This is a genomic window from Trabulsiella odontotermitis, assembly GCF_001188485.1.
In the GTDB taxonomy this organism is placed as follows: Bacteria; Pseudomonadota; Gammaproteobacteria; order Enterobacterales; family Enterobacteriaceae; genus Trabulsiella; species Trabulsiella odontotermitis_A.
The window spans coordinates 14,897-34,081 of the sequence record NZ_JNGH01000088.1; the positions used below are offsets into that span (position 1 = coordinate 14,897).

General features: G+C 56.4%; 11 protein-coding genes, 1 tRNA gene and 5 pseudogenes. 9 read left to right on the plus strand and 8 right to left on the minus strand.

All coding sequences use genetic code 11. The features are described 5' to 3' along the window. Window positions 1-179 precede the first annotated feature (179 nt). Together GM30_RS12185 and GM30_RS12190 are read right to left on the minus strand one after the other, a co-directional pair. Entirely contained in the window at window positions 180-1,451 is a 1,272-nt protein-coding gene (locus GM30_RS12185; RefSeq protein WP_049848839.1) for a tyrosine-type recombinase/integrase, read from the minus strand. A 200-nt stretch (window positions 1,452-1,651) separates the two neighbouring features. Then, a tRNA-Leu gene (locus GM30_RS12190) sits at window positions 1,652-1,736 on the minus strand. Between the two features lie 244 nt (window positions 1,737-1,980). On the opposite strand from GM30_RS12190, the gene GM30_RS12195 reads away from it, so the two are divergent. The 8 genes and pseudogenes from GM30_RS12195 (at window position 1,981) to GM30_RS12230 (ending at window position 9,175) form a co-directional block, all read left to right on the plus strand. After that, window positions 1,981-2,994 carry an HNH endonuclease gene (locus GM30_RS12195; protein ID WP_049848840.1) on the plus strand — a complete coding sequence of 338 codons (1,014 nt, stop codon included), beginning with the start codon at window positions 1,981-1,983 and terminating at the stop codon, window positions 2,992-2,994. After that, window positions 2,994-3,581 (plus strand): class I SAM-dependent methyltransferase, encoded by a 588-nt coding sequence (locus GM30_RS12200; RefSeq protein ID WP_049848841.1) that lies wholly within the window; start codon window positions 2,994-2,996, stop codon window positions 3,579-3,581. Before GM30_RS12195 ends, GM30_RS12200 begins: the two co-directional genes overlap by 1 nt. An 86-nt stretch (window positions 3,582-3,667) precedes the next feature. Further along, window positions 3,668-4,425 (plus strand): annotated as a pseudogene (locus GM30_RS12205) (NAD(P)-dependent alcohol dehydrogenase). A 133-nt stretch (window positions 4,426-4,558) separates the two neighbouring features. After that, complete coding sequence (locus GM30_RS12210) at window positions 4,559-5,434, plus strand: carbohydrate ABC transporter permease (RefSeq protein ID WP_049848930.1); 876 nt, start codon at window positions 4,559-4,561, stop codon at window positions 5,432-5,434. After that, a pseudogene (locus GM30_RS12215) lies at window positions 5,424-6,211 on the plus strand (carbohydrate ABC transporter permease); the annotation flags it as partial. The gene GM30_RS12210 and the pseudogene GM30_RS12215, both read left to right, overlap by 11 nt. Next, window positions 6,209-6,833: pseudogene (locus GM30_RS26600) on the plus strand (metallophosphoesterase); the annotation flags it as partial. The pseudogenes GM30_RS12215 and GM30_RS26600, both read left to right, overlap by 3 nt. 5 nt (window positions 6,834-6,838) lie before the next feature. Then, a pseudogene (locus GM30_RS12225) lies at window positions 6,839-7,860 on the plus strand (ABC transporter ATP-binding protein). Then, window positions 7,853-9,175, plus strand: coding sequence for an ABC transporter substrate-binding protein (locus tag GM30_RS12230; protein ID WP_049848842.1), 1,323 nt, complete (start codon window positions 7,853-7,855; stop codon window positions 9,173-9,175). Before GM30_RS12225 ends, GM30_RS12230 begins: the two are co-directional and overlap by 8 nt. Before the next feature lie 43 nt (window positions 9,176-9,218). Here the strand turns inward: GM30_RS12230 and GM30_RS12235 are convergent. Continuing rightward, window positions 9,219-10,767: pseudogene (locus GM30_RS12235) on the minus strand (dihydroxyacetone kinase subunit DhaK). A 134-nt stretch (window positions 10,768-10,901) separates the two neighbouring features. Between GM30_RS12235 and GM30_RS12240 the strand changes: the two are divergent. Further along, the gene (locus GM30_RS12240) at window positions 10,902-12,380 is read left to right on the plus strand and encodes a helicase HerA-like C-terminal domain-containing protein (RefSeq protein ID WP_049848843.1); all 1,479 of its coding nucleotides are present in this window, start codon (window positions 10,902-10,904) and stop codon (window positions 12,378-12,380) included. A 40-nt stretch (window positions 12,381-12,420) separates the two neighbouring features. Here GM30_RS12240 and mtr read toward each other — a convergent pair whose 3' ends face one another. The 5 genes from mtr to pnp form a co-directional block, all read right to left on the minus strand. After that, window positions 12,421-13,644 carry a tryptophan permease gene (mtr, locus tag GM30_RS12245; RefSeq protein ID WP_049848844.1) on the minus strand — a complete coding sequence of 408 codons (1,224 nt, stop codon included), beginning with the start codon at window positions 13,642-13,644 and terminating at the stop codon, window positions 12,421-12,423. A gap of 148 nt (window positions 13,645-13,792) precedes the next feature. Then, window positions 13,793-15,688, minus strand: a complete 1,896-nt coding sequence (locus tag GM30_RS12250) for a DEAD/DEAH family ATP-dependent RNA helicase (protein ID WP_049848845.1) — start codon at window positions 15,686-15,688, stop codon at window positions 13,793-13,795. Further along, on the minus strand, window positions 15,681-15,761 hold the full coding sequence (yrbN, locus tag GM30_RS26160; protein ID WP_124965724.1) for a protein YrbN: 81 nt from the start codon (window positions 15,759-15,761) through the stop codon (window positions 15,681-15,683). Before yrbN ends, GM30_RS12250 begins: the two co-directional genes overlap by 8 nt. A gap of 104 nt (window positions 15,762-15,865) precedes the next feature. Continuing rightward, window positions 15,866-16,750, minus strand: coding sequence for a lipoprotein NlpI (gene nlpI / locus GM30_RS12255; protein ID WP_049848846.1), 885 nt, complete (start codon window positions 16,748-16,750; stop codon window positions 15,866-15,868). 110 nt (window positions 16,751-16,860) lie between these two features. Next, window positions 16,861-18,996, minus strand: a complete 2,136-nt coding sequence (pnp, locus tag GM30_RS12260) for a polyribonucleotide nucleotidyltransferase (RefSeq protein ID WP_049848847.1) — start codon at window positions 18,994-18,996, stop codon at window positions 16,861-16,863. Window positions 18,997-19,185: the final 189 nt, after the last annotated feature.

Sequence of the window (19,185 nt, forward strand, 5' to 3'; positions counted from 1 at the left end):
CTGCACACTGAGTGCACCTGCCTTCCTGCCGATATTACGTTCACTCGCACGGTCAGAAGCAGATTGCGTGCATATCGTAGTCTTTTGTTATTCTTCTAATTTGGGGTTTTCAAAGGTAAAAAGGCGTCCGGAATTTAACTTCCGGATGCCTTCTGTATGTAATTGGTGTTCTACACGATTTACCTGCTTAGCATCGGGTTATTGAGTTTTGCATAATCAAACGGGCTAATTGTTTCCTCCCGGTTCGCATCCAGAAAATCGGCCCACCACTGCAACATCAGCTTGCGTTCATCCAGATGTTCCGCTTTATGGATATACGCAGCTCGCACCGAATTGCGTTCCATATGGCTCATCTGGCGCTCCACTGCATCCTTCGACCATAGCCCTGACTCAATCAACGAACTACAGGCCATTGTGCGGAATCCATGGCCGCAAACCTCAACCTTAGTGTCATAGCCCATCACCCGTAGCGCACTGTTTACCGTGTTCTCGCTCATGGGCTTACGCGGATCGTGATCGCCAATAAAAATCAGTTCATGTTCCCCGCAGAACTGTTTTATCTGCTTTAGGATCGCCAGCGCCTGCTTTGAAAGCGGCACCAGATGCGGTGTACGCATCTTTGAACCTCGCTGAGAATGTTTCACGCCGGGAATAGGTTCTCGCTCAGGCGGGATGGTCCACATTGACGTTTCAAAATCGATCTCTGACCAGCGCGCAAAACGCAGCTCACTGGATCGTATAAAGATAAGCAGAGTAAGTTCGGTTGCCCAACGGGTTAGTGGCCTGCCGGTGTAGTCATCTATTTTCTGGAGTAATTCAGGAATGCGCTTTAACTCCAGCGCCGGACGATGCTGCCGATTACTGGAAGCTACCGCCCCCGCCATCTCTTGCGCCGGGTTATAATCAATTAGACCGCTTTGCACCGCATAACGCATGATGGCCGTGGTGCGCTGTTGAAGACGGGAAGCCACTTCAAGACGTCCAGATGTCTCCACGGCTTTAATGGGAATTAATAGATCGCGGGTGCCTAGTTCAGCAATATTGCGAGCACCAATTGCCGGGAAGATATTGTCCTCTAGGCTCTTTTTAACGCGATGAGCATGATCTTCCGACCATTTTTGGTTGGTCACAAGCCACTCTCTGGCAACCTTCTCGAAAGTAATAATCTCTTTCGCCTGCTCTTCTTTCACAGCACGTTTATGCTCACGAGGATCGATACCAGCAGCTACCAACTTTCTGGCCTCTTCCCTTTTCTTTCTGGCATCCGCTAGTGAAACTTCGGGATAGACACCGAACGCCATCAAATGTTGTTTACCGCCAAAACGGAAACGAAATCGCCAATACTTTGAGCCGTTAGGTTTTACAAGTAAGGACATGCCGTCGCCGTCAACAAGTGAATACTCTTTCTCCTCAGGTTTCGCAGAACGAACTTTAGTATCCGTTAGGGCCATAATGGTCCTCCTTCCATTGGTATATCGTGAGTATACAAACAATATCGAATCGGCAAATATACTCATTAGTATACTCACAAGTCTGTTGATGTAGGTTGACTCAGATTGACTTCAGTCGAGGGGAAAAGCTGGGAAAGCCTTGTGTAGCGCGGATTTCAGACATAAAAAAAGACCTCAATTGAGGTCCATTTACATGCTTTTGGTGCCGAAGGCCGGACTCGAACCGGCACGTATTTCTACGGTTGATTTTGAATCAACTGCGTCTACCGATTTCGCCACTCCGGCACTGAAGGGGATATGCTGATAGCCGGTGTATTATACCTGTTGGGGATCCTCGTGCAAGGGGTCGCCCGCCTAACCGCTTCTGAATGCCGAAAATTTCAGCATCGTCCGTTTCGCTGTCCTCGTTCCTGAATCCGCCTCGCAAAACGATGCAACGTGATCGTTGTGGTTTACATTTGCATCCGTCTGGTATCTGATCCTGTTACTGGTTGTTGTTATTCACCCCATCCATTGATCAGGATTGAGCATGCGTTTCTATCAGGTCGATCCCACGCTGGAGAACTACTGGCGCGGCATCATCCTCTTTGGCAAAAATGTCGCATCCTACAAGTTTGCGCTGGCGCATGCGTTATATGACGTTAAACGCGATGGCAGCGACCTTATCCTGCTCGAAGATCTTGCCCTGCCCTTCAGTCAGCATCTGTGCCGCCATCTGGCGCAGGCACCGAAGCAAATCACCGCGAAAAACAGTCAGTACCTGAATACCTGCGGGAGCTTTAATAGCGGTGAAATCGATCAGAACATCTTGATCGCTGCGACGGTGAAGACAGGTTTCAGCGTGGTGCTGGATAAGTTTCACAACGTCAATCAGGGTGAAATCGAGAAACGCTTTTTCATCGACGAGCGAAAAACCCACAAAGGTATTCGCCTGACGGATAACTTTTACCGGCTGACGGAACGCCAGCAGTTTCAGAATCTGATCCATGAAACCGACGCCCGGTGGCGTCTGGTTGAGCAGGCATGGGCGATGGGCGTATCACGCAACCTGATCGCCATCGAATACGATGCCGAAGAAAAGCAACTTTTCAGCACCATGAACCACCGTCGGGTGACGATTACCAGCTGTCGCGACAGCCTTAACGGCTATCAGAAAGGGCACTGCTTTTATTGTTTCGCACCGATAAGCCTTGAGCCGGGCGATGAAAATCTGGCGGATGTCGATCATTTTATCCCCTGGATGGCGCGTACCCAGGTGGCAAATATTAATGGCGTATGGAATCTGGTGCTGGCCTGTAAGCACTGCAACCGCGGCAAGCAGGGAAAATTCGCTCATATTCCATCGCTGAAGTTGCTAAAACGCCTGAACGACAGGAATGAGTATTTTATTAACAGCCATCTGCCGCTTCGCGAGACGTTGATTCAGCAGACGGGCAATACGCCTGAACGGCGGGGTGACTTTTTGAACCGGGTCTGGAACACTGCACAGCAGGAACTGTTCCATCTATGGGAACCTCAGGCCGCCGGACCGGATACTTTCTGATGACGATTCATTATTACCAACAAAACGCGAACAGCTTTTTTGATGCCACGGTTGCCGTGGATATGTCCTCGCTGTATGCGCCCTTCGTGGCCGCAGTGGTGCCGCAGGGCAAAATACTTGATGCAGGCTGCGGTTCGGGCCGTGACAGCAAAGCGTTTTTAGCGATGGGTTTTGACGTTGATGCCTTCGACGCCACAGCGGAAATTGTCGCGCTGGCAACGAACTATACCGGGCTGCCGGTGCGTCAGCAGACCTTTGCGGATCTTAATGATCACGAACGCTATGACGGTATCTGGTGTTGCGCGTCGCTGCTGCATGTTGATCGAGGCGCATTGCCGGAGGTGATGCAGCGCCTGTCGCGCGCCTTAAAACCGGGCGGTGTCTGGTACGTGTCGTTTAAATACGGTGATGGCGAGCGGCTGAAAGACGGGCGTCATTTTACCGATCTGAACGAAGCCGGGCTGGATGCACTGGCTGCCGGGCTACCGGATATCCGCCTCTCTTCAACGTGGCAAACGCAGGATAAACGCCCCGATCGCGACGAAACCTGGCTGAACGCGCTGCTGGTGAAATCAACCGCACGTTAGCCCCACCCCTATGCCTCCTTCTGCCAAAGCGCCTGCCTCGCGCATGCTCTACACTTCCTGTTCAACACCAACAACGGGAAAGCATGATGACGATTATAAAAAGCTATGCCGCAAAACACGCGGGCGCCGATCTGGAAGTCTGGGAGTACGACGCGGGTGAACTGACGGCGGACGATGTGGAAGTGCAGGTGGAGTACTGCGGGATCTGCCATTCGGATTTGTCGATGATCGACAACGAATGGGGCATGTCGCAGTATCCGCTGGTCGCGGGCCACGAGGTGATTGGTCGCGTGGCGGCGCTGGGCAGCGCGGCGCAGGGCAAAGGGCTGAAAGTCGGTCAGCGCGTGGGCGTGGGCTGGACAGCGCGCAGCTGCGGTCACTGTGATGCCTGTATCAGCGGCAATCAGATCAACTGTCTGGAAGGCGCAGTGCCGACCATCATCAACCGCGGCGGCTTTGCTGATAAGCTGCGCGCCGACTGGCAATGGGTGATCCCGCTGCCGGAAAACATTGATATCGAAAGCGCGGGCCCAATGCTCTGCGGCGGTATCACCGTCTTTAAACCGCTGCTGATGCATCACGTCACGGCCACCAGCCGCGTGGGAGTGATCGGTATCGGCGNCCTCTGCCGGTCCCGGCGTTTACCCTGATCGCGGGCGATCGCAGCGTCTCCGGTTCGGCGACGGGCAATCCGTCGGAACTGCGCAAGCTGATGAAGTTCGCCGGGCGCAGCGGCGTCACGCCGACCACGCAGTTGTTCCCGATGTCGAAAATCAACGACGCGCTGAAACACTTGCGTGACGGCAAAGCGCGCTACCGCGTGGTGCTGCAAGCGGATTTCTGATCCTTCCGGCCTTCTCTCCCCTGAGAGGGCCAAAAACCGCCTGTTCATTAAATCATCATCTTACCGCCATGGTTTTGCAGTAAATCTTTTCCACACTGGGTGGCTTTGAAACGCCTTAGCGAGCCCGTAGATGATGACGAAAAAAACCTGGCTTCCCTGGCTTATCCTGTCGCCTTCCCTGCTGTTTTTGCTGTTGTTTACGTACTTCCCGCTGGTGCGTTCGGTGTACGACAGCCTGTTCGATACCCGCATGGCGGGCGATGCGGCGCCGTACGTCGGCATGGGTAATTTTCTCCGCCTGTTTGATGACGCCGTTTTCTGGCAGTCGCTGGTGAACAACCTGATTTATATCCTGCTGACGGTGGTGCCCGGCGTGGCGCTGGCGTTACTGCTGGCCGTCGCGCTGTGGGAGAACCACCGCGTTAACCGCTGGCTACGCACCGCCTTTTTCTTTCCAATGATTATCCCGATGGTCAGCGCCGCGGCGCTGTGGCTGTTCATCTTTATGCCGGGCATGGGGATGCTGGATTACTATCTGGCGAAGCTGTTCGGGCCGATGAACAACAACTGGCTCGGTCGCAGCAACAGCGCCCTGTATGCGCTGGCGCTGATTGGGGTGTGGAAATTCGCCGGCTACTACATGCTGTTTTTCCTCGCCGGGTTGCAGAGCATTCCGGTCTCGGCGCGTGAAGCGGCGATGATGGAAGGCGCGACGCCGACGCAAATCTTCTTCAACGTCACGCTGCCGCTGCTGCGCCCGACGCTGAGCTTTGTGGTGACCACCGCGCTCATCTACTCCATTACGCAGATTGACCATGTGGCGGTGATGACGCGCGGCGGGCCGGACAACGCCACCAGCGTGCTGCTTTATTACATCCAGAATCTGGCGTGGGATACCCACGACCTCGGCAAAGCTTCCGCCGCGACCTTCCTGACGCTGGCCGGGCTGTTCGCCTTTTCCTTCATTAACCTGAAATTACTGGAACGGGGTGCGCACCATGAGCGTTGAAATCTCGCCGGTTATTACCCGTACGCAGAACGCCTCGCATCCGCTGTGGCTGCGCCTGCGCCGCTCAAAAACAGTCACGCTGAGCGTGCTGATGAGTTGCCTGGCACTGCTATGGATAAGCCCGTTCCTGTGGATGCTGTCGTCGGCGTTCAGCACCAGCACCTTTGGCGAGGATATGGCCTCGGTGCTGCCGCGCTTCCCGCTGACCTTTGACAACTTCCGCGACGCCTGGAGCAGCGCGAACTGGCTGAGCCTGTACGCCAACACCATCATCTTCGCGTTCGGCACCTTTGCCGTGCAACTGCTGACCATCACCACCGCCGGGTACGTCTTTGCCTGTCATGAGTTTCGCGGCAAGCAGACGCTATTCCTGCTGTTTCTCGTGCAGCTGATGATCATGCCGGTGGTGATGATGGTGCCGAACATGATGACCCTCAACATCTTCGGCCTGCTCAATACATTGACCGGCGTGATGATGCCCTACTTCACCTCGGCGTTCGGCGTGTTCCTGATGCGTCAGGCGTTCCTCGCCATTCCAAAAGAGCTGGAAGAGGCGGNNATCACTGGAACGAATATTTATGGCCGCTGATGATGCTCAACGATCCGGACAAACAGGTGCTGACCGTTGGCCTCGTCTCTTTCGCCATGGGCGCGGAATCCGGCGGCCAGTGGGGAATGATCGGCGCCGGGACGCTGATGGTCTGCCTGCCGCTGATGGTGGCGTTTATCGTCTTCCAGAAACAGTTCCTGAGAAGCTTCGGGTTTTCAGGCANGCGCGAACGCCCGGACGCGGTGGTGGTGAGTGGCGATATCGTCAACTGCGGTCGCCCGGAAGAGTATCTTGTCGCCCGCCAGACGCTCGGCGCACTGCAGTATCCGCTGCTGCTGATCCCCGGCAATCATGACGACAAAGCCCATTTCCTCGAATATCTGCACCCACTGTGCCCGCAGTTGGGTAACGATCCGCAAAACATGCGCTATGCGGTGGACGATTTCGCCACCCGCCTGCTGTTTATTGACTCCAGCCTGCCGGGCCATTCGAAAGGCTGGCTGNCCGCTGGGTAACGCACAGATGGACCCGATCGCCTGTGAAAACGGTCATCGTCTGCTGGCGCTGGTGGAGCGTTTTCCGTCGCTGGTGCGCATCTTCTGTGGCCACAACCACAATCTGACCCTGACGCAATACCGTCAGGCGACAATCGCCACCCTGCCTGCCACTGTGCATCAGGTGCCGTATCACCATGAAGACACGCGCCCGTATTACGACATGTCGCCGCCGTCGTGCATGATGCACCGTCAGGTGGGCGAGCAATGGGTCAGCTACCAGCACTCGCTGGCGCACTACGCCGGGCCGTGGCTGTACGACGAAAGTACCAGTTGCCCGACGGAAGAGCGCTGATTGCCATGTTGAGACTGAACAATATCTGTAAGGCATTCGACGGCAAACCGGCGCTGAACGCGCTGTCGCTGGAGATTAGCGACGGGGAATTCGTGGTGCTGGTCGGGCCGTCCGGCTGTGGCAAGAGCACGCTGCTGCGCCTGCTCGCCGGGCTGGAAACGGTGAGTGACGGCGAAATCTGGCTGAAGGAAGAAAACATCACGTCGCTGTCGCCGCGCGAGCGCAACTTCGCGATGATTTTCCAGAACTACGCCCTGTTTCCGCATCTGTCGGTGCGCGACAACATCACCTTCGGCATGAAGATCCGCAAAGAAGAGAAAGCCAGCTGGCAGCCGCGCCTCGAACGGGTGGCGCAGATGCTGCAACTGGAAACGTTGCTCGACCGCAAACCGGCGAAGCTCTCCGGCGGTCAGCGCCAGCGTGTGGCGATGGCGCGGGCGATTGTGCGCAATCCGCGGCTGTTCCTGATGGACGAACCGCTCTCCAACCTCGACGCGCGTCTGCGCAGCGAAGTGCGCGACAGCATTATGGCGCTGCATCTGCAGCTCAAAACCAGCACCATTTACGTGACGCACGATCAAACCGAAGCGATGTCGATGGCTGACCGCATTGTGGTGCTGAACAACGGCCACGTGCAGCAGGTGGGCAAGCCGGAACACCTTTACGCCAGCCCGGCAAATCTGTTCGTAGCCGGGTTTATCGGCTCCCCGGCGATGAACCTCGTGCTGCTGCCCTGCGCGGAAGGCCGGGTGCAGGCTGGCGAAGTGGCGTACCCGTTGCCGCCGCNCACCCCACCGGCGATCAGCTCGTTCTGCCCGCCACGGTGATGCAACGAGAACTGATGGGAGCCGATTACCTGCTCCACGTCAGCACCCCTGTCGGCACCTTGCGCTACAGCCGCCGCCATCGCGGGGCGGTGCCCGACAAAGGCGACACCCTTACCCTCGGCTTTTCGCCGTCGGACATTCATCTTTTTCATGCTGAGAAACAGCACAACTTACTCCAGGAGATTGACCATCATGCTTAAGCCCCTGAAACAGAAGTTGCAGGCGCTCACCGTTAGCGTCGTACTCGCCTTTAGCGGTACGGCGCTGGCAAAAGAAAAAATCGATTTTATGTTCCCGGCGCCGGTCGACGGCAAGCTGACAATGGAAATGACCCGCGTGATTAACGTCTTCAACGACTCGCAGCAGGACGTTGAAGTACGCGGCATTTTCACCGGTAACTACGACACCACCAAAATCAAAGCCGAATCCGCGCAGAAGGCCGGGCAGCCGCCCGCGCTGGTGATCATGTCCGCCAACTTCACCACCGACCTGGCGCTGAAAGACGAAATCCTGCCGATGGACGAGCTGTTCAAATTCGGCAATCAAAAAGCAGGCCCGTTCCTGCTGAACGAGTTCTGGCCGGCGATGCATAAAAACGCGCAGGTGATGGGCGTGACCTACGCCATTCCGTTCCATAACTCAACACCGATCCTCTATTACAACAAAACACTGTTCGATCAGGCCGGGATCAAACAACCGCCGCAAACCTGGGCAGAACTGCTGGCGGCGGCCAAAAAGCTTACCGATGAGAGCAAAGGTCAGTGGGGGATCATGTTGCCGTCCACGAACGACGATTACGGCGGATGGATTTTCTCTGCGCTGGTCCGCGCCAACGGCGGCAAGTTCTTTAACGAAGATTACCCAGGCGAAGTCTATTACAACGCCCCGTCCACCATCGGCGCGCTGCGCTTCTGGCAGGATCTGATCTATAAAGACAACGTGATGCCGTCCGGCGTGCTGAACTCAAAACAGATCAGCGCCGCGTTCTTCTCCGGCAAAGTCGGCATGGCGATGCTGAGTACCGGCGCGCTGGGCTTTATGCGTGAAAACGCCAAAGACTTCGAGCTGGGCGTAGCGATGCTGCCTGCCAAACAGCAGCGCGCGGTGCCGATTGGCGGCGCGAGCCTGGTGAGCTTCAAAGGCATTTCCGACGCGCAGAAAAAAGCCGCGTACCAGTTCCTGACCTGGCTGGTCAGCCCGCAGGTGAACGGCGAGTGGAGCCGCTTTACCGGCTATTTCTCACCGCGCAAAGCGTCTTACGACACGCCGGAAATGATAGCGTATCTGCAGCAGGATCCCCGCGCGGCGATTGCTCTCGATCAGCTGAAATACGCCCATCCGTGGTACTCCACCTATGAAACCGTGGCGGTACGTAAGGCGATGGAAAACCAGCTGGCGGCGGTGGTAAACGATCAGAAAGTTACGCCGGAAGCGGCCGCTAACGCCGCGCAGCAGGAAGCTGACTCGCTGATGAAGCCCTACGTGGAGAAAACCGCGCTGGCGGACGTGAAGTAAACCAAAGACTGGCGCCTTCATGTGTGGTGAAGGCGCCCACACATTACTGCCCTATCGCAGCAAACACCTCAGCAATGGCGACCGCGCCCGGGTCGGTCACACCGTCAAGATTCTGTTTATTCACATACGACGAACGCCCGGCACCTGCTTTTTGCATCGTCGCCGTGCGCGCTGCGCCCTCTTTCGCTGCCGCGATGGCCGCGGAGAGATCGCGGTCACGCAACGCTTCCAGCGCAGGCTGGAGCGCGTCGATCAGCGTGCGATCGCCGAGATCCGCGCCGCCGTAGTGTTTCATCTGCTTCAGGCCGTTCAGCAGCGCATCCGGCAACGTTTTGCCATCCTGCACCGACTGCCCCGCCGCCGTAAAAAAGATGGACATCAGCACGCCGCTGGAGCCGCCCATCACCGTCGCCAGCCGCTCACCAATGAGCTGGAGCAGCTGCGCGGTGTTGNGCAGTTGGGCGATGTCCCGCGCCCCTTCGGCAAAGGTGGAGCCAGTGTCGCCGTCGCCGACTTTGGCATCGAGCGCGTTCAGCCGGTTTTCAAGGTGGATTAACGTCTGCGTTGCCGTTGCCACCAGCGCCTTCACCTGCGGGTTGTCAGACGGCGTGGCTTCCACGCTGTCATGGATTTTTCCGTGCTTCAGCGTTTTCAGTGGCGCAAACGCAACAGGCTTCTGCCAGCCAACGGTTTCCACTTCTTCTTTCAGCGCCGCTTCAAATCCGGCATTTAACGTCAGCAGCGACAGCGAAAAGCCTTTCATGTCGAGGGAACTGACCAGCGGCGCCGGGCCAATCAGGTACGCTATTTGATCTTTCAGCGCCGAGTGCGCCAGCTCTTTGGTCAGCAGCGCCATTTCCAGTGCCGACACGCCGCCGAGGTTGTTGATCAGCACCGCGACGCGGGCATCGCCCACTTTTTCTTTTAACGGCGCCACCAGCGTATCAACGATGGTTTTGCTGTTGTGGCTGTCAACGGTCGAGGCGCCCGGCTCGCCGTGGATCCCCAGCCCCAGTTCCACCTGCCCGTGTTTGATGCGCCCTTCTTCATCATCGCTGCCCGGCAGATTACAGGTTTCCATCGCCACGCCAAGGCTGAACACGCTGTCGCAGGCCTTCTGCGCAATGTCGCGCACCTCACACAGCGATTTGCCCTGTTCGGCGGCGTAGCCGGCAACTTTATGCACCAGCGCCGTTCCGGCAATGCCGCGCGGCTGTTTGTTGTCCGGCAGCGCAATGTCGTCCGCGACGATCACCATTTCCACCTTCAGGCCGTAGCGTTTCGCTTTTTCTGCCGCGAGACCAAAGTTCAGGCGATCGCCGGTGTAGTTTTTCACAATCAGCAGGCAGCCGCGGTCGCCGGTTACCGCCACGATGGCGTTGAGCACGGCGTCGACGCTTGGCGAGGCAAAAAGATCGCCACAGACTGCGGCGGGTTGCATCGCGGGATTTATCCCAGTCGCCGCGGGCGACGATACGAATAGCCGGATCGATATCCAGCTTCACAAGATTGCCATGCGGCGCAGACAACACTAAACCTTCAATGGCATCATTAACCAGCTGTTTGCGGTCATTAAAAAAGAATCTGGACATAATTTCCCAAAAAAAAGTAAACCGTATGCAAAGCATAGTTCGCACTGGATAATACGCCGCAAAGTGCAGAATTTACTGAGTCGCTTTGGCGTCAGGTTGCCTATACTGCTCGCAGGACCAACGGAGGAAGCATCATGAGCGCACCCTTGTTAATCGCGCGTACCATCGATAAAACGCTGTTTTTGTTGCCAGGCATGGCGAACCGGCATGGGTTGATCACCGGTGCGACAGGAACCGGCAAAACCGTCACCCTGCAAAAGCTGGCGGAATCCTTTTCGGAAATTGGCGTTCCGGTGTTTATGGCTGACGTGAAAGGCGACCTGACCGGTGTCGCAAAAGCGGGGCAGTCGTCGGAAAAGCTGCAGGAACGACTTAAAAAAATCGGTGCCACTGACTGGGAGCCTCATGATAATCCGGTGGTGCTGTGGGATATCTTCAGCGAGAAAGGCCACCCGGTGCGCGCCACGGTCTCTGACCTGGGCCCTCTGCTGCTCGCCCGCCTGCTGAACCTGAATGAAGTGCAGTCCGGCGTGCTGAACATTATCTTCCGCATTGCCGATGACCAGGGTCTGCTGTTGCTCGATTTCAAAGATCTGCGCGCCATTACGCAGTACATCGGCGATAACGCCAAAGCCTTCCAGAACCAGTACGGCAACATCAGCAGCGCGTCGGTGGGCGCTATTCAGCGCGGGCTGCTGACCCTGGAACAACAGGGCGCGGAACACTTCTTTGGCGAGCCGATGCTCGACATTAAAGACTGGATGCGTANNAATATCCTCAGCGCCGAAAAGCTCTACCAGATGCCGAAACTCTACGCCGCCAGCCTGCTGTGGATGCTTTCCGAACTGTACGAACAGCTGCCGGAAGCGGGCGATCTCGAAAAACCGAAGCTGGTGTTCTTCTTTGATGAGGCACATCTGCTGTTCAGCGACGCGCCTGACGTGCTGCTGGATAAAGTCGAGCAGGTGATCCGCCTGATCCGTTCCAAAGGCGTCGGCGTGTACTTCGTGTCGCAAAACCCGTCTGACGTGCCGGACAAAGTGCTCGGTCAACTGGGCAACCGCGTGCAGCATGCGCTTCGCGCCTTTACGCCGAAAGATCAGAAAGCGGTCAAAACCGCCGCTGAGACCATGCGCGCCAACCCGGCGTTTGATACTGAGAAAGCCATTCAGGAACTGGGCACCGGCGAAGCGCTGATCTCCTTCCTTGACGAAAAAGGCAGTCCATCGGTGGTGGAACGCGCGATGGTCATTGCCCCTTGCTCGCGCATGGGACCGGTGACTGACGACGAGCGCAACGGGCTTATCAACAACTCGCCGATGTACGGCAAGTATGAAGATGAAGTCGATCGCGAATCCGCATTTGAGAAGCTGCAGAAAGGCGTTCAGGTGGCGACGGACGAACAAAGCGCGCCACCGGCTAAAGGCAATAACGTTGAGGTGGATGACGGTATTCTTGGCGGCCTGAAAGACATTCTCTTTGGCACCACCGGGCCACGTGGCGGCAAGCGCGACGGCGTGGTACAAACCATGGCGAAAAGCGCGGCGCGTCAGGTGACGAATCAAATCGTGCGTGGTGTGCTGGGCAGCCTGTTAGGCGGTAGACGTCGGTAATACGTGATTACGCTCTCCCCGGTGGGGAGAGCGGTTTTTGTTACTGATAGACCGGCAGCAGGTTAAAGCTCGACAGCACATGCACCACGGCGTTGCCGATGCCGAACAGCAGGATCAGGACAATCATCGGCTTGCCGCCCCAGACGCGGAACTGCGGGCTGCCAAAGCGCTTACGCGACGCGTTCGCCAGCAGTGCCGGAACAATCGCCGCCCAAATGGTGGCCGCCAGTCCTGCATAGCCAATGGCGTACAGGAAACCATTCGGCCACAGCAGACCACCCACAACCGGCGGCAGGAAAGTCAGCAGCGCGGTTTTGAAGCGCCCCATCGCGGAATCATCAAAACCAAACAGATCCGCCAGGTAGTCAAACAGGCCCAGCGTCACGCCAAGGAATGAACTCGCCACCGCAAAGTTGGAGAACACCACCAGCAGCACATCAAGGCTGCGGCTGTTCAGTACGCCGCTCAGCGCCTGTACCAGCACATCGATATTCCCGCCCTGCTGCGCGATGCCGACAAACGCCGGACGCGGAATATTGCCCATCGTGCCCAGCAACCAGATAACATACAGCCCCAGCGCCAGCAGCGTGCCGTAAATCAGGCAGCGGGTGATAGTGCGCGGATCTTTGCCGTAATACTTCATCAGGCTCGGTACGTTGCCGTGATAACCAAACGACGCCAGACAGAACGGCAGCGTCATCAGCAAGTATGGCATGTACGACGTATTCGGCTCCGCCACGTTAAGCAGCGTGGCAGGTTGTACATGCCCCAGCAGGCTACCAAAGGTGAGGAAGAAGGTGATCACTTTCGCACCCAGCACGATGGCGGTCATCCGGCTGACGGCTTTGGTGCTGATCCAGACGATCAGCGCCACCAGCAGCGCGAAACCAAACCCGGCAGCGCGTGCGGGCACGTTCAGCGAAAACTCGCCAAAGGTGTGATGCAGAATCGAGCCGCTCGCCGAGATGTAGGCGTAGGTCAGAATGTAGAGCACGAACGCGATCGAAATTCCGTTCACCACATTCCAGCCCGTGCCGAGCAGATCTTTGGTGATGGTGTCGAAGCTGGAGCCGATGCGATAGTTGAGGTTCGCCTCAAGGATCATCAGCCCGGAATGCAGCATACAGAACCAGGTGAAGAGCAGCGCCGCCAGTGACCAGAAAAACCACGCGCCGGACATCACGACAGGCAGTGAGAACATCCCTGCCCCGATANCGCCGCCAAACAGTGACGGTCGGGTTGCTGTGGTAGTGAGTGTCGCCATGCGAGCCATTCTCCAGAAAAGCGTTAATCTGTTAACGTGACGCACTGTACCAGTACACGAGTACAAATGAAATAAAAAAAGCCCCAATCGTAAGATCGGGGCTGTATATTTTACTTTACGTCAGTGAACGTAGTTTTTTACGCGGCAATTACGCGTCACGACGACGGCTGCTGCCGTTGTCATCACGACGCGGCGCACGACCTTCGCGACGCTCACCACCGAAGCTACGACCGCCTTCGCGACGTTCGCCGGAGAAGCGACGACCTTCAGGACGGCCGCCTTCACGACGCTCGCCACCGAAACCACGACCACCGCCACGACGTTCACCGCCGCGATCGGTACGCGGTTGCGCGTCGCCCAGCAGCTGCATGTTCATCGGCTTGTTCAGGATGCGGGTGCGAGTAAAGTGCTGCAGGACTTCGCCCGGCATACCTTTCGGCAGCTCAATGGTAGAGTGGGATGCGAACAGCTTGATGTTACCGATGTAACGGCTGCTGATGTCGCCTTCGTTGGCGATAGCGCCCACGATATGACGTACTTCAACGCCGTCATCACGGCCCACTTCAATGCGGTACAGTTCCATATCACCCACATCACGACGTTCGCGACGCGGACGATCTTCACCGCTGCGCTCGCCACGCGGGCCACGATCGTTACGGTCGCCACGACGCTCAAAGCGATCGTCACGGTCACGGAACTCACGCTTCGGACGCATCGGCGCATCCGGCGGCAGGATCAACGGACGTTCGCCCTGCGCCATTTTCAGCAGTGCAGCGGCCAGCGTTTCCATATCCAGTTCCTGGCCTTCCGGCTGCAGTTTGCCAAGCAGGTTGCGGTACTGGTCCAGATCGCTGCTTTCCAGCTGCTGCTGTACTTTCGCGGCAAATTTTTCCAGACGGCGTTTGCCCAGCAGTTCTGCGTTCGGCAGTTCCACTTCCGGAATGGTCAGCTTCATCAGACGTTCGATGTTGCGCAGCAGACGACGCTCGCGGTTCTCAACGAACAGCAGCGCGCGGCCAGCACGGCCCGCACGACCGGTACGGCCGATACGGTGGACGTAAGATTCGGTATCCATCGGGATATCGTAGTTAACCACCAGGCTGATACGCTCAACGTCCAGGCCACGGGCCGCAACGTCTGTCGCGATCAGGATGTCCAGACGACCATCTTTCAGGCGATCCAGGGTCTGCTCACGCAGGGACTGGTTCATGTCGCCGTTCAGCGCGGCGCTGTTGTAGCCGCTGCGCTCCAGCGCTTCTGCCACTTCCAGAGTCGCGTTTTTGGTACGAACGAAGATAATCGCCGCATCAAAGTCTTCCGCTTCCAGGAAACGCACCAGCGCTTCGTTTTTACGCATGCCCCAGACGGTCCAGTAGCTCTGGCTGATGTCAGGACGGGTGGTGACGCTGGACTGAATGCGCACTTCCTGCGGCTCTTTCATAAAGCGGCGGGTAATGCGACGGATCGCTTCCGGCATCGTTGCAGAGAACAGCGCGGTCTGATGACCTTCCGGGATCTCCGCCATAATGGTTTCTACGTCTTCGATGAAGCCCATGCGCAGCATTTCGTCAGCTTCATCCAGTACCAGACCGCTCAGTTTAGAGAGATCCAGCGTGCCGCGTTTCAGGTGATCCAGCAGACGACCCGGCGTACCGACAACGATCTGCGGACCCTGACGCAGGGCGCGTAACTGCACGTCATAACGCTGGCCGCCGTACAGGGCTACCACGTTTACGCCGCGCATATGTTTAGAGAAATCCGTCATCGCTTCAGCAACCTGAACCGCCAGTTCGCGGGTCGGTGCCAGCACCAGGATTTGCGGTGCTTTCAGTTCCGGATCGAGATTGTTAAGCAGCGGCAAAGAGAACGCTGCGGTTTTGCCGCTACCGGTCTGGGCCATACCCAGAACATCGCGGCCGCCCAGCAGGTGCGGGATACATTCCGCCTGGATCGGGGATGGTTTTTCGTAACCCAGATCGTTGAGTGCTTCGAGGATAGGAGCCTTAAGACCCAGATCTGCAAAAGTGGTTTCGAATTCAGCCATGTAGTACGTGTGCCTCAATATGAATGGCGGCCAGTCTACATAACTCATCGTGAAAACTTACGGCAATTTTCATTGAAAAGTGTGAACCGGCTCAAATTAGTTGAATTAACGAACAATAAAGCCCTCACCCGCGAAGGTGATGGCAATCAAAAAGATTTGGGCTGATGTGTTCGTCAGCTATTGCTGGTCCGATTCTGCCAGGTCATCTTGCTCCTGGCCCAAGAGCGATAATTCCAACAATGCGTATCGGTGCTCAACAAAGTTATGAACGTTGTTAGCCACCGCCAGTTTGAACAGTGCCGTAGCGCTGTCCATATCCCCCAGACTTAGGTAGTACTTACCTAAATAGAAGTTGGTTTCACTGAGATGCTCAGCGAGCGAGGTGTTATCCGTTGCGTCCGCCTTCAGCCTGTCCATTAGCGTTGCTTCGCTAATGTCACCGAGGTAGAACTCGACAATGTTCCATCCCCATTGCTCTTTGTCCGATTTGTCGAAGCGCTGTTTCAGTGCTTCGCGCGCCTGCTTTTCGTCGAGCTTCCGCTCAACGACATAAAGCCACAGGCTTCGGAAAGGATCATTGGGATCGTCTTGATAAAACGCCAGCAGATCATCTTGCGCTAACTTAATGCGACCGCCGTAATACAGTGCGATGCCGCGATTTAAATGCGCATAATTGTAAGTTGGATCAAGCTCAAGTACAGAATCAAACGCTTCATAGGCAGCATCAAAATTGCCTGCCTGCGTTAAATAAATGCCTAAGTAATTGAATACTTCAGGCATATCCGGTCGGATTGCCAGCGCTTGTGAGAAATCATTTCGCGCTAAGGCCCTCAGACCGAGACTATCATACAACACTCCGCGCTCATATAAAAGCTGTGCGCGTTCGTCATCGGTTAAAGCCCGACTGGCAAGAATTTGTTCCATGCGTGCCAGAATCACTTCTTGCTGCAAAGTCGGTTGCAATGGTACCGCGAGGACTTCACTCTTACGCCAGGCAGAATTGCTGCATCCTGCCAGGGTGAGTGCTGTCGCAACGAAACACCAGCGCAAAAAAGGCTTCATTTCCCACTCCCGAAGACAACAATTGGATGAACGTCCTGTTCCCCGGTTGCAAATCAGGCATCCTGCCGGGTCAATACGCCCTCCGCTTTCGCGGAGGGCAAATGGCAACCTTACTCGCCCTGTTCCGCAGCCGGTGCTTCCGGCGCGGCGGCAGGCTGAGACTGCTCGGTCGCTTCTTTAATGCTCAGACGGATACGGCCCTGGCGGTCAACTTCCAGCACTTTCACCGGCACTTCCTGACCCATCTGCAGGTAATCGGTCACTTTCTCTACGCGCTTGTCAGCGATCTGCGAAATGTGAACCAGACCTTCTTTACCGCCACCAATGGCAACGAACGCGCCAAAGTCAACGATACGGGTCACTTTACCATTGTAGATACGACCGACTTCGATCTCGGCAGTGATCTCTTCGATACGGCGGATAGCGAATTTCGCTTTGTCGCCGTCGGTCGCTGCGATCTTCACGGTGCCATCATCTTCGATTTCGATGGTGGTGCCGGTTTCTTCGGTCAGCGCGCGGATCACGGAACCGCCTTTACCGATCACGTCTTTGATCTTGTCCGGGTTGATCTTGATAGTGTGGATACGCGGTGCGAACTCAGAGATATCGCCGCGCGGCGCGTTGATCGCTTGTTCCATCACGCCCAGGATGTGCAGACGCGCACCTTTAGCCTGGTTCAGAGCAACCTGCATGATCTCTTTGGTGATGCCTTCAATTTTGATATCCATCTGCAGCGCAGAGATACCGTCGCGGGAACCCGCCACTTTAAAGTCCATGTCACCGAGGTGATCTTCATCGCCCAGGATGTCAGACAGCACAACGTAGTTGTCGCCTTCTTTCACCAGACCCATTGCGATACCCGCAACGGCAGCTTTCACCGGAACACCCGCGTCCATCAGCGCCAGAGAAGCACCACAGACGGAAGCCATCGAAGAAGAACCGTTAGATTCGGTGATTTCAGACACCACGCGAACGGTGTACGGGAATTCGTCCATGGTCGGCATAACGGCCAGCACACCGCGTTTCGCCAGACGACCGTGACCAATTTCACGACGCTTCGGCGAACCTACCATGCCGGTTTCACCGACAGAGTACGGAGGGAAGTTATAGTGGAACAGGAAGCTGTCAGTACGCTCGCCCATGATTTCGTCGATGATCTGCGCATCACGTGCGGTACCCAGCGTTGCCGTTACCAGCGCCTGGGTTTCACCACGGGTGAACAGTGCGGAACCGTGAGTACGCGGCAGCACGCCAGTACGCACGTCCAGACCACGGATCATGTCTTTTTCACGGCCATCGATACGCGGCTCGCCAGCCAGTACACGGCTACGTACGACGTTTTTCTCGATAGCGTGCAGGATATCGCCCAGCTCGTTTTGATCCAGGGTTTCGTCTTCGGCTACCAGGGTCGCGATCACTTCTGATTTGATCACATCAACCTGAGCGTAACGCTCCTGCTTGTCGGTGATGCGGTAAGCATCGCTCAGACGGGATTCGGCCAGGGACGCTACGCGCGCGTTCAGCGCGTCGTTCGCCGCTTCCGGCTGCCAGTCCCAGCGCGGTTTACCCGCTTCTTTCACCAGTTCGTTGATGTTCTGAATGACTACCTGCTGCTGATCGTGGCCATATACCACCGCACCCAGCATCTGATCTTCGCTCAGCAGTTCTGCTTCGGATTCCACCATCAGCACAGCGGCTTCGGTACCGGCAACCACCAGATCCAGTTTGCTGGTTTTCAGCTCTTCCGGCGTCGGGTTCAGAACGTACTGGTCATTGATGTAACCTACGCGAGCGGCACCGATAGGGCCATTGAACGGGATACCAGACAGGGACAGCGCCGCAGAAGCACCGATCATCGCAACGATGTCCGGGTTAACCTGCGGGTTAACGGAAACCACGGTCGCAATGACCTGTACTTCGTTAACGAAACCTTCCGGGAACAGCGGGCGAACCGGGCGGTCAATCAGACGCGCGATCAGGGTTTCGCCTTCGCTCGGACGGCCTTCACGACGGAAGAAACCACCCGGGATTTTACCGGCAGCGTAAGTACGCTCCTGATAGTTAACGGTCAGCGGGAAGAAGTCCTGACCCGGCTTGGCTTTTTTCTGACCAACAACGGTAACAAATACCGCGGTGTCATCCATGCTTACCATCACAGCGGCCGTTGCCTGGCGCGCCATCATGCCGGTTTCCAGCGTTACGGTATGTTGGCCGTACTGGAATTTACGAACGATCGGATTAAGCAAAATAATATCCTTTACTTGATTGGGGGACAGCACACCATGCTGGCATGCTGACCAGTGCACCCGATCCTCTTGCATCCTCGCGACTAATGACAATCCTAACCCCTCTCGGGTCAAGCCTCTCATTAGCCGCGCGAACCTCTGCAATGAAGATCATTTAAAGCAACAATACATTAGTTTCCAGTGAATTGC

What these genes read in the sequence shown, in the direction of transcription:
- GM30_RS12185 (WP_049848839.1), bottom strand. Translation starts at nt 1,451, where the DNA reads ATGGCCCTAACGGATACTAAAGTTCGTTCTGCGAAACCTGAGGAGAAA.
- GM30_RS12210 (WP_049848930.1), top strand. Translation starts at nt 4,559, where the DNA reads ATGACGAAAAAAACCTGGCTTCCCTGGCTTATCCTGTCGCCTTCCCTG.
- nlpI (WP_049848846.1), bottom strand. Translation starts at nt 16,750, where the DNA reads ATGAAGCCTTTTTTGCGCTGGTGTTTCGTTGCGACAGCACTCACCCTG.
- GM30_RS12250 (WP_049848845.1), bottom strand. Translation starts at nt 15,688, where the DNA reads ATGGCTGAATTCGAAACCACTTTTGCAGATCTGGGTCTTAAGGCTCCT.
- GM30_RS12195 (WP_049848840.1), top strand. Translation starts at nt 1,981, where the DNA reads ATGCGTTTCTATCAGGTCGATCCCACGCTGGAGAACTACTGGCGCGGC.
- yrbN (WP_124965724.1), bottom strand. Translation starts at nt 15,761, where the DNA reads ATGAAAATTGCCGTAAGTTTTCACGATGAGTTATGTAGACTGGCCGCC.
- GM30_RS12200 (WP_049848841.1), top strand. Translation starts at nt 2,994, where the DNA reads ATGACGATTCATTATTACCAACAAAACGCGAACAGCTTTTTTGATGCC.
- GM30_RS12230 (WP_049848842.1), top strand. Translation starts at nt 7,853, where the DNA reads ATGCTTAAGCCCCTGAAACAGAAGTTGCAGGCGCTCACCGTTAGCGTC.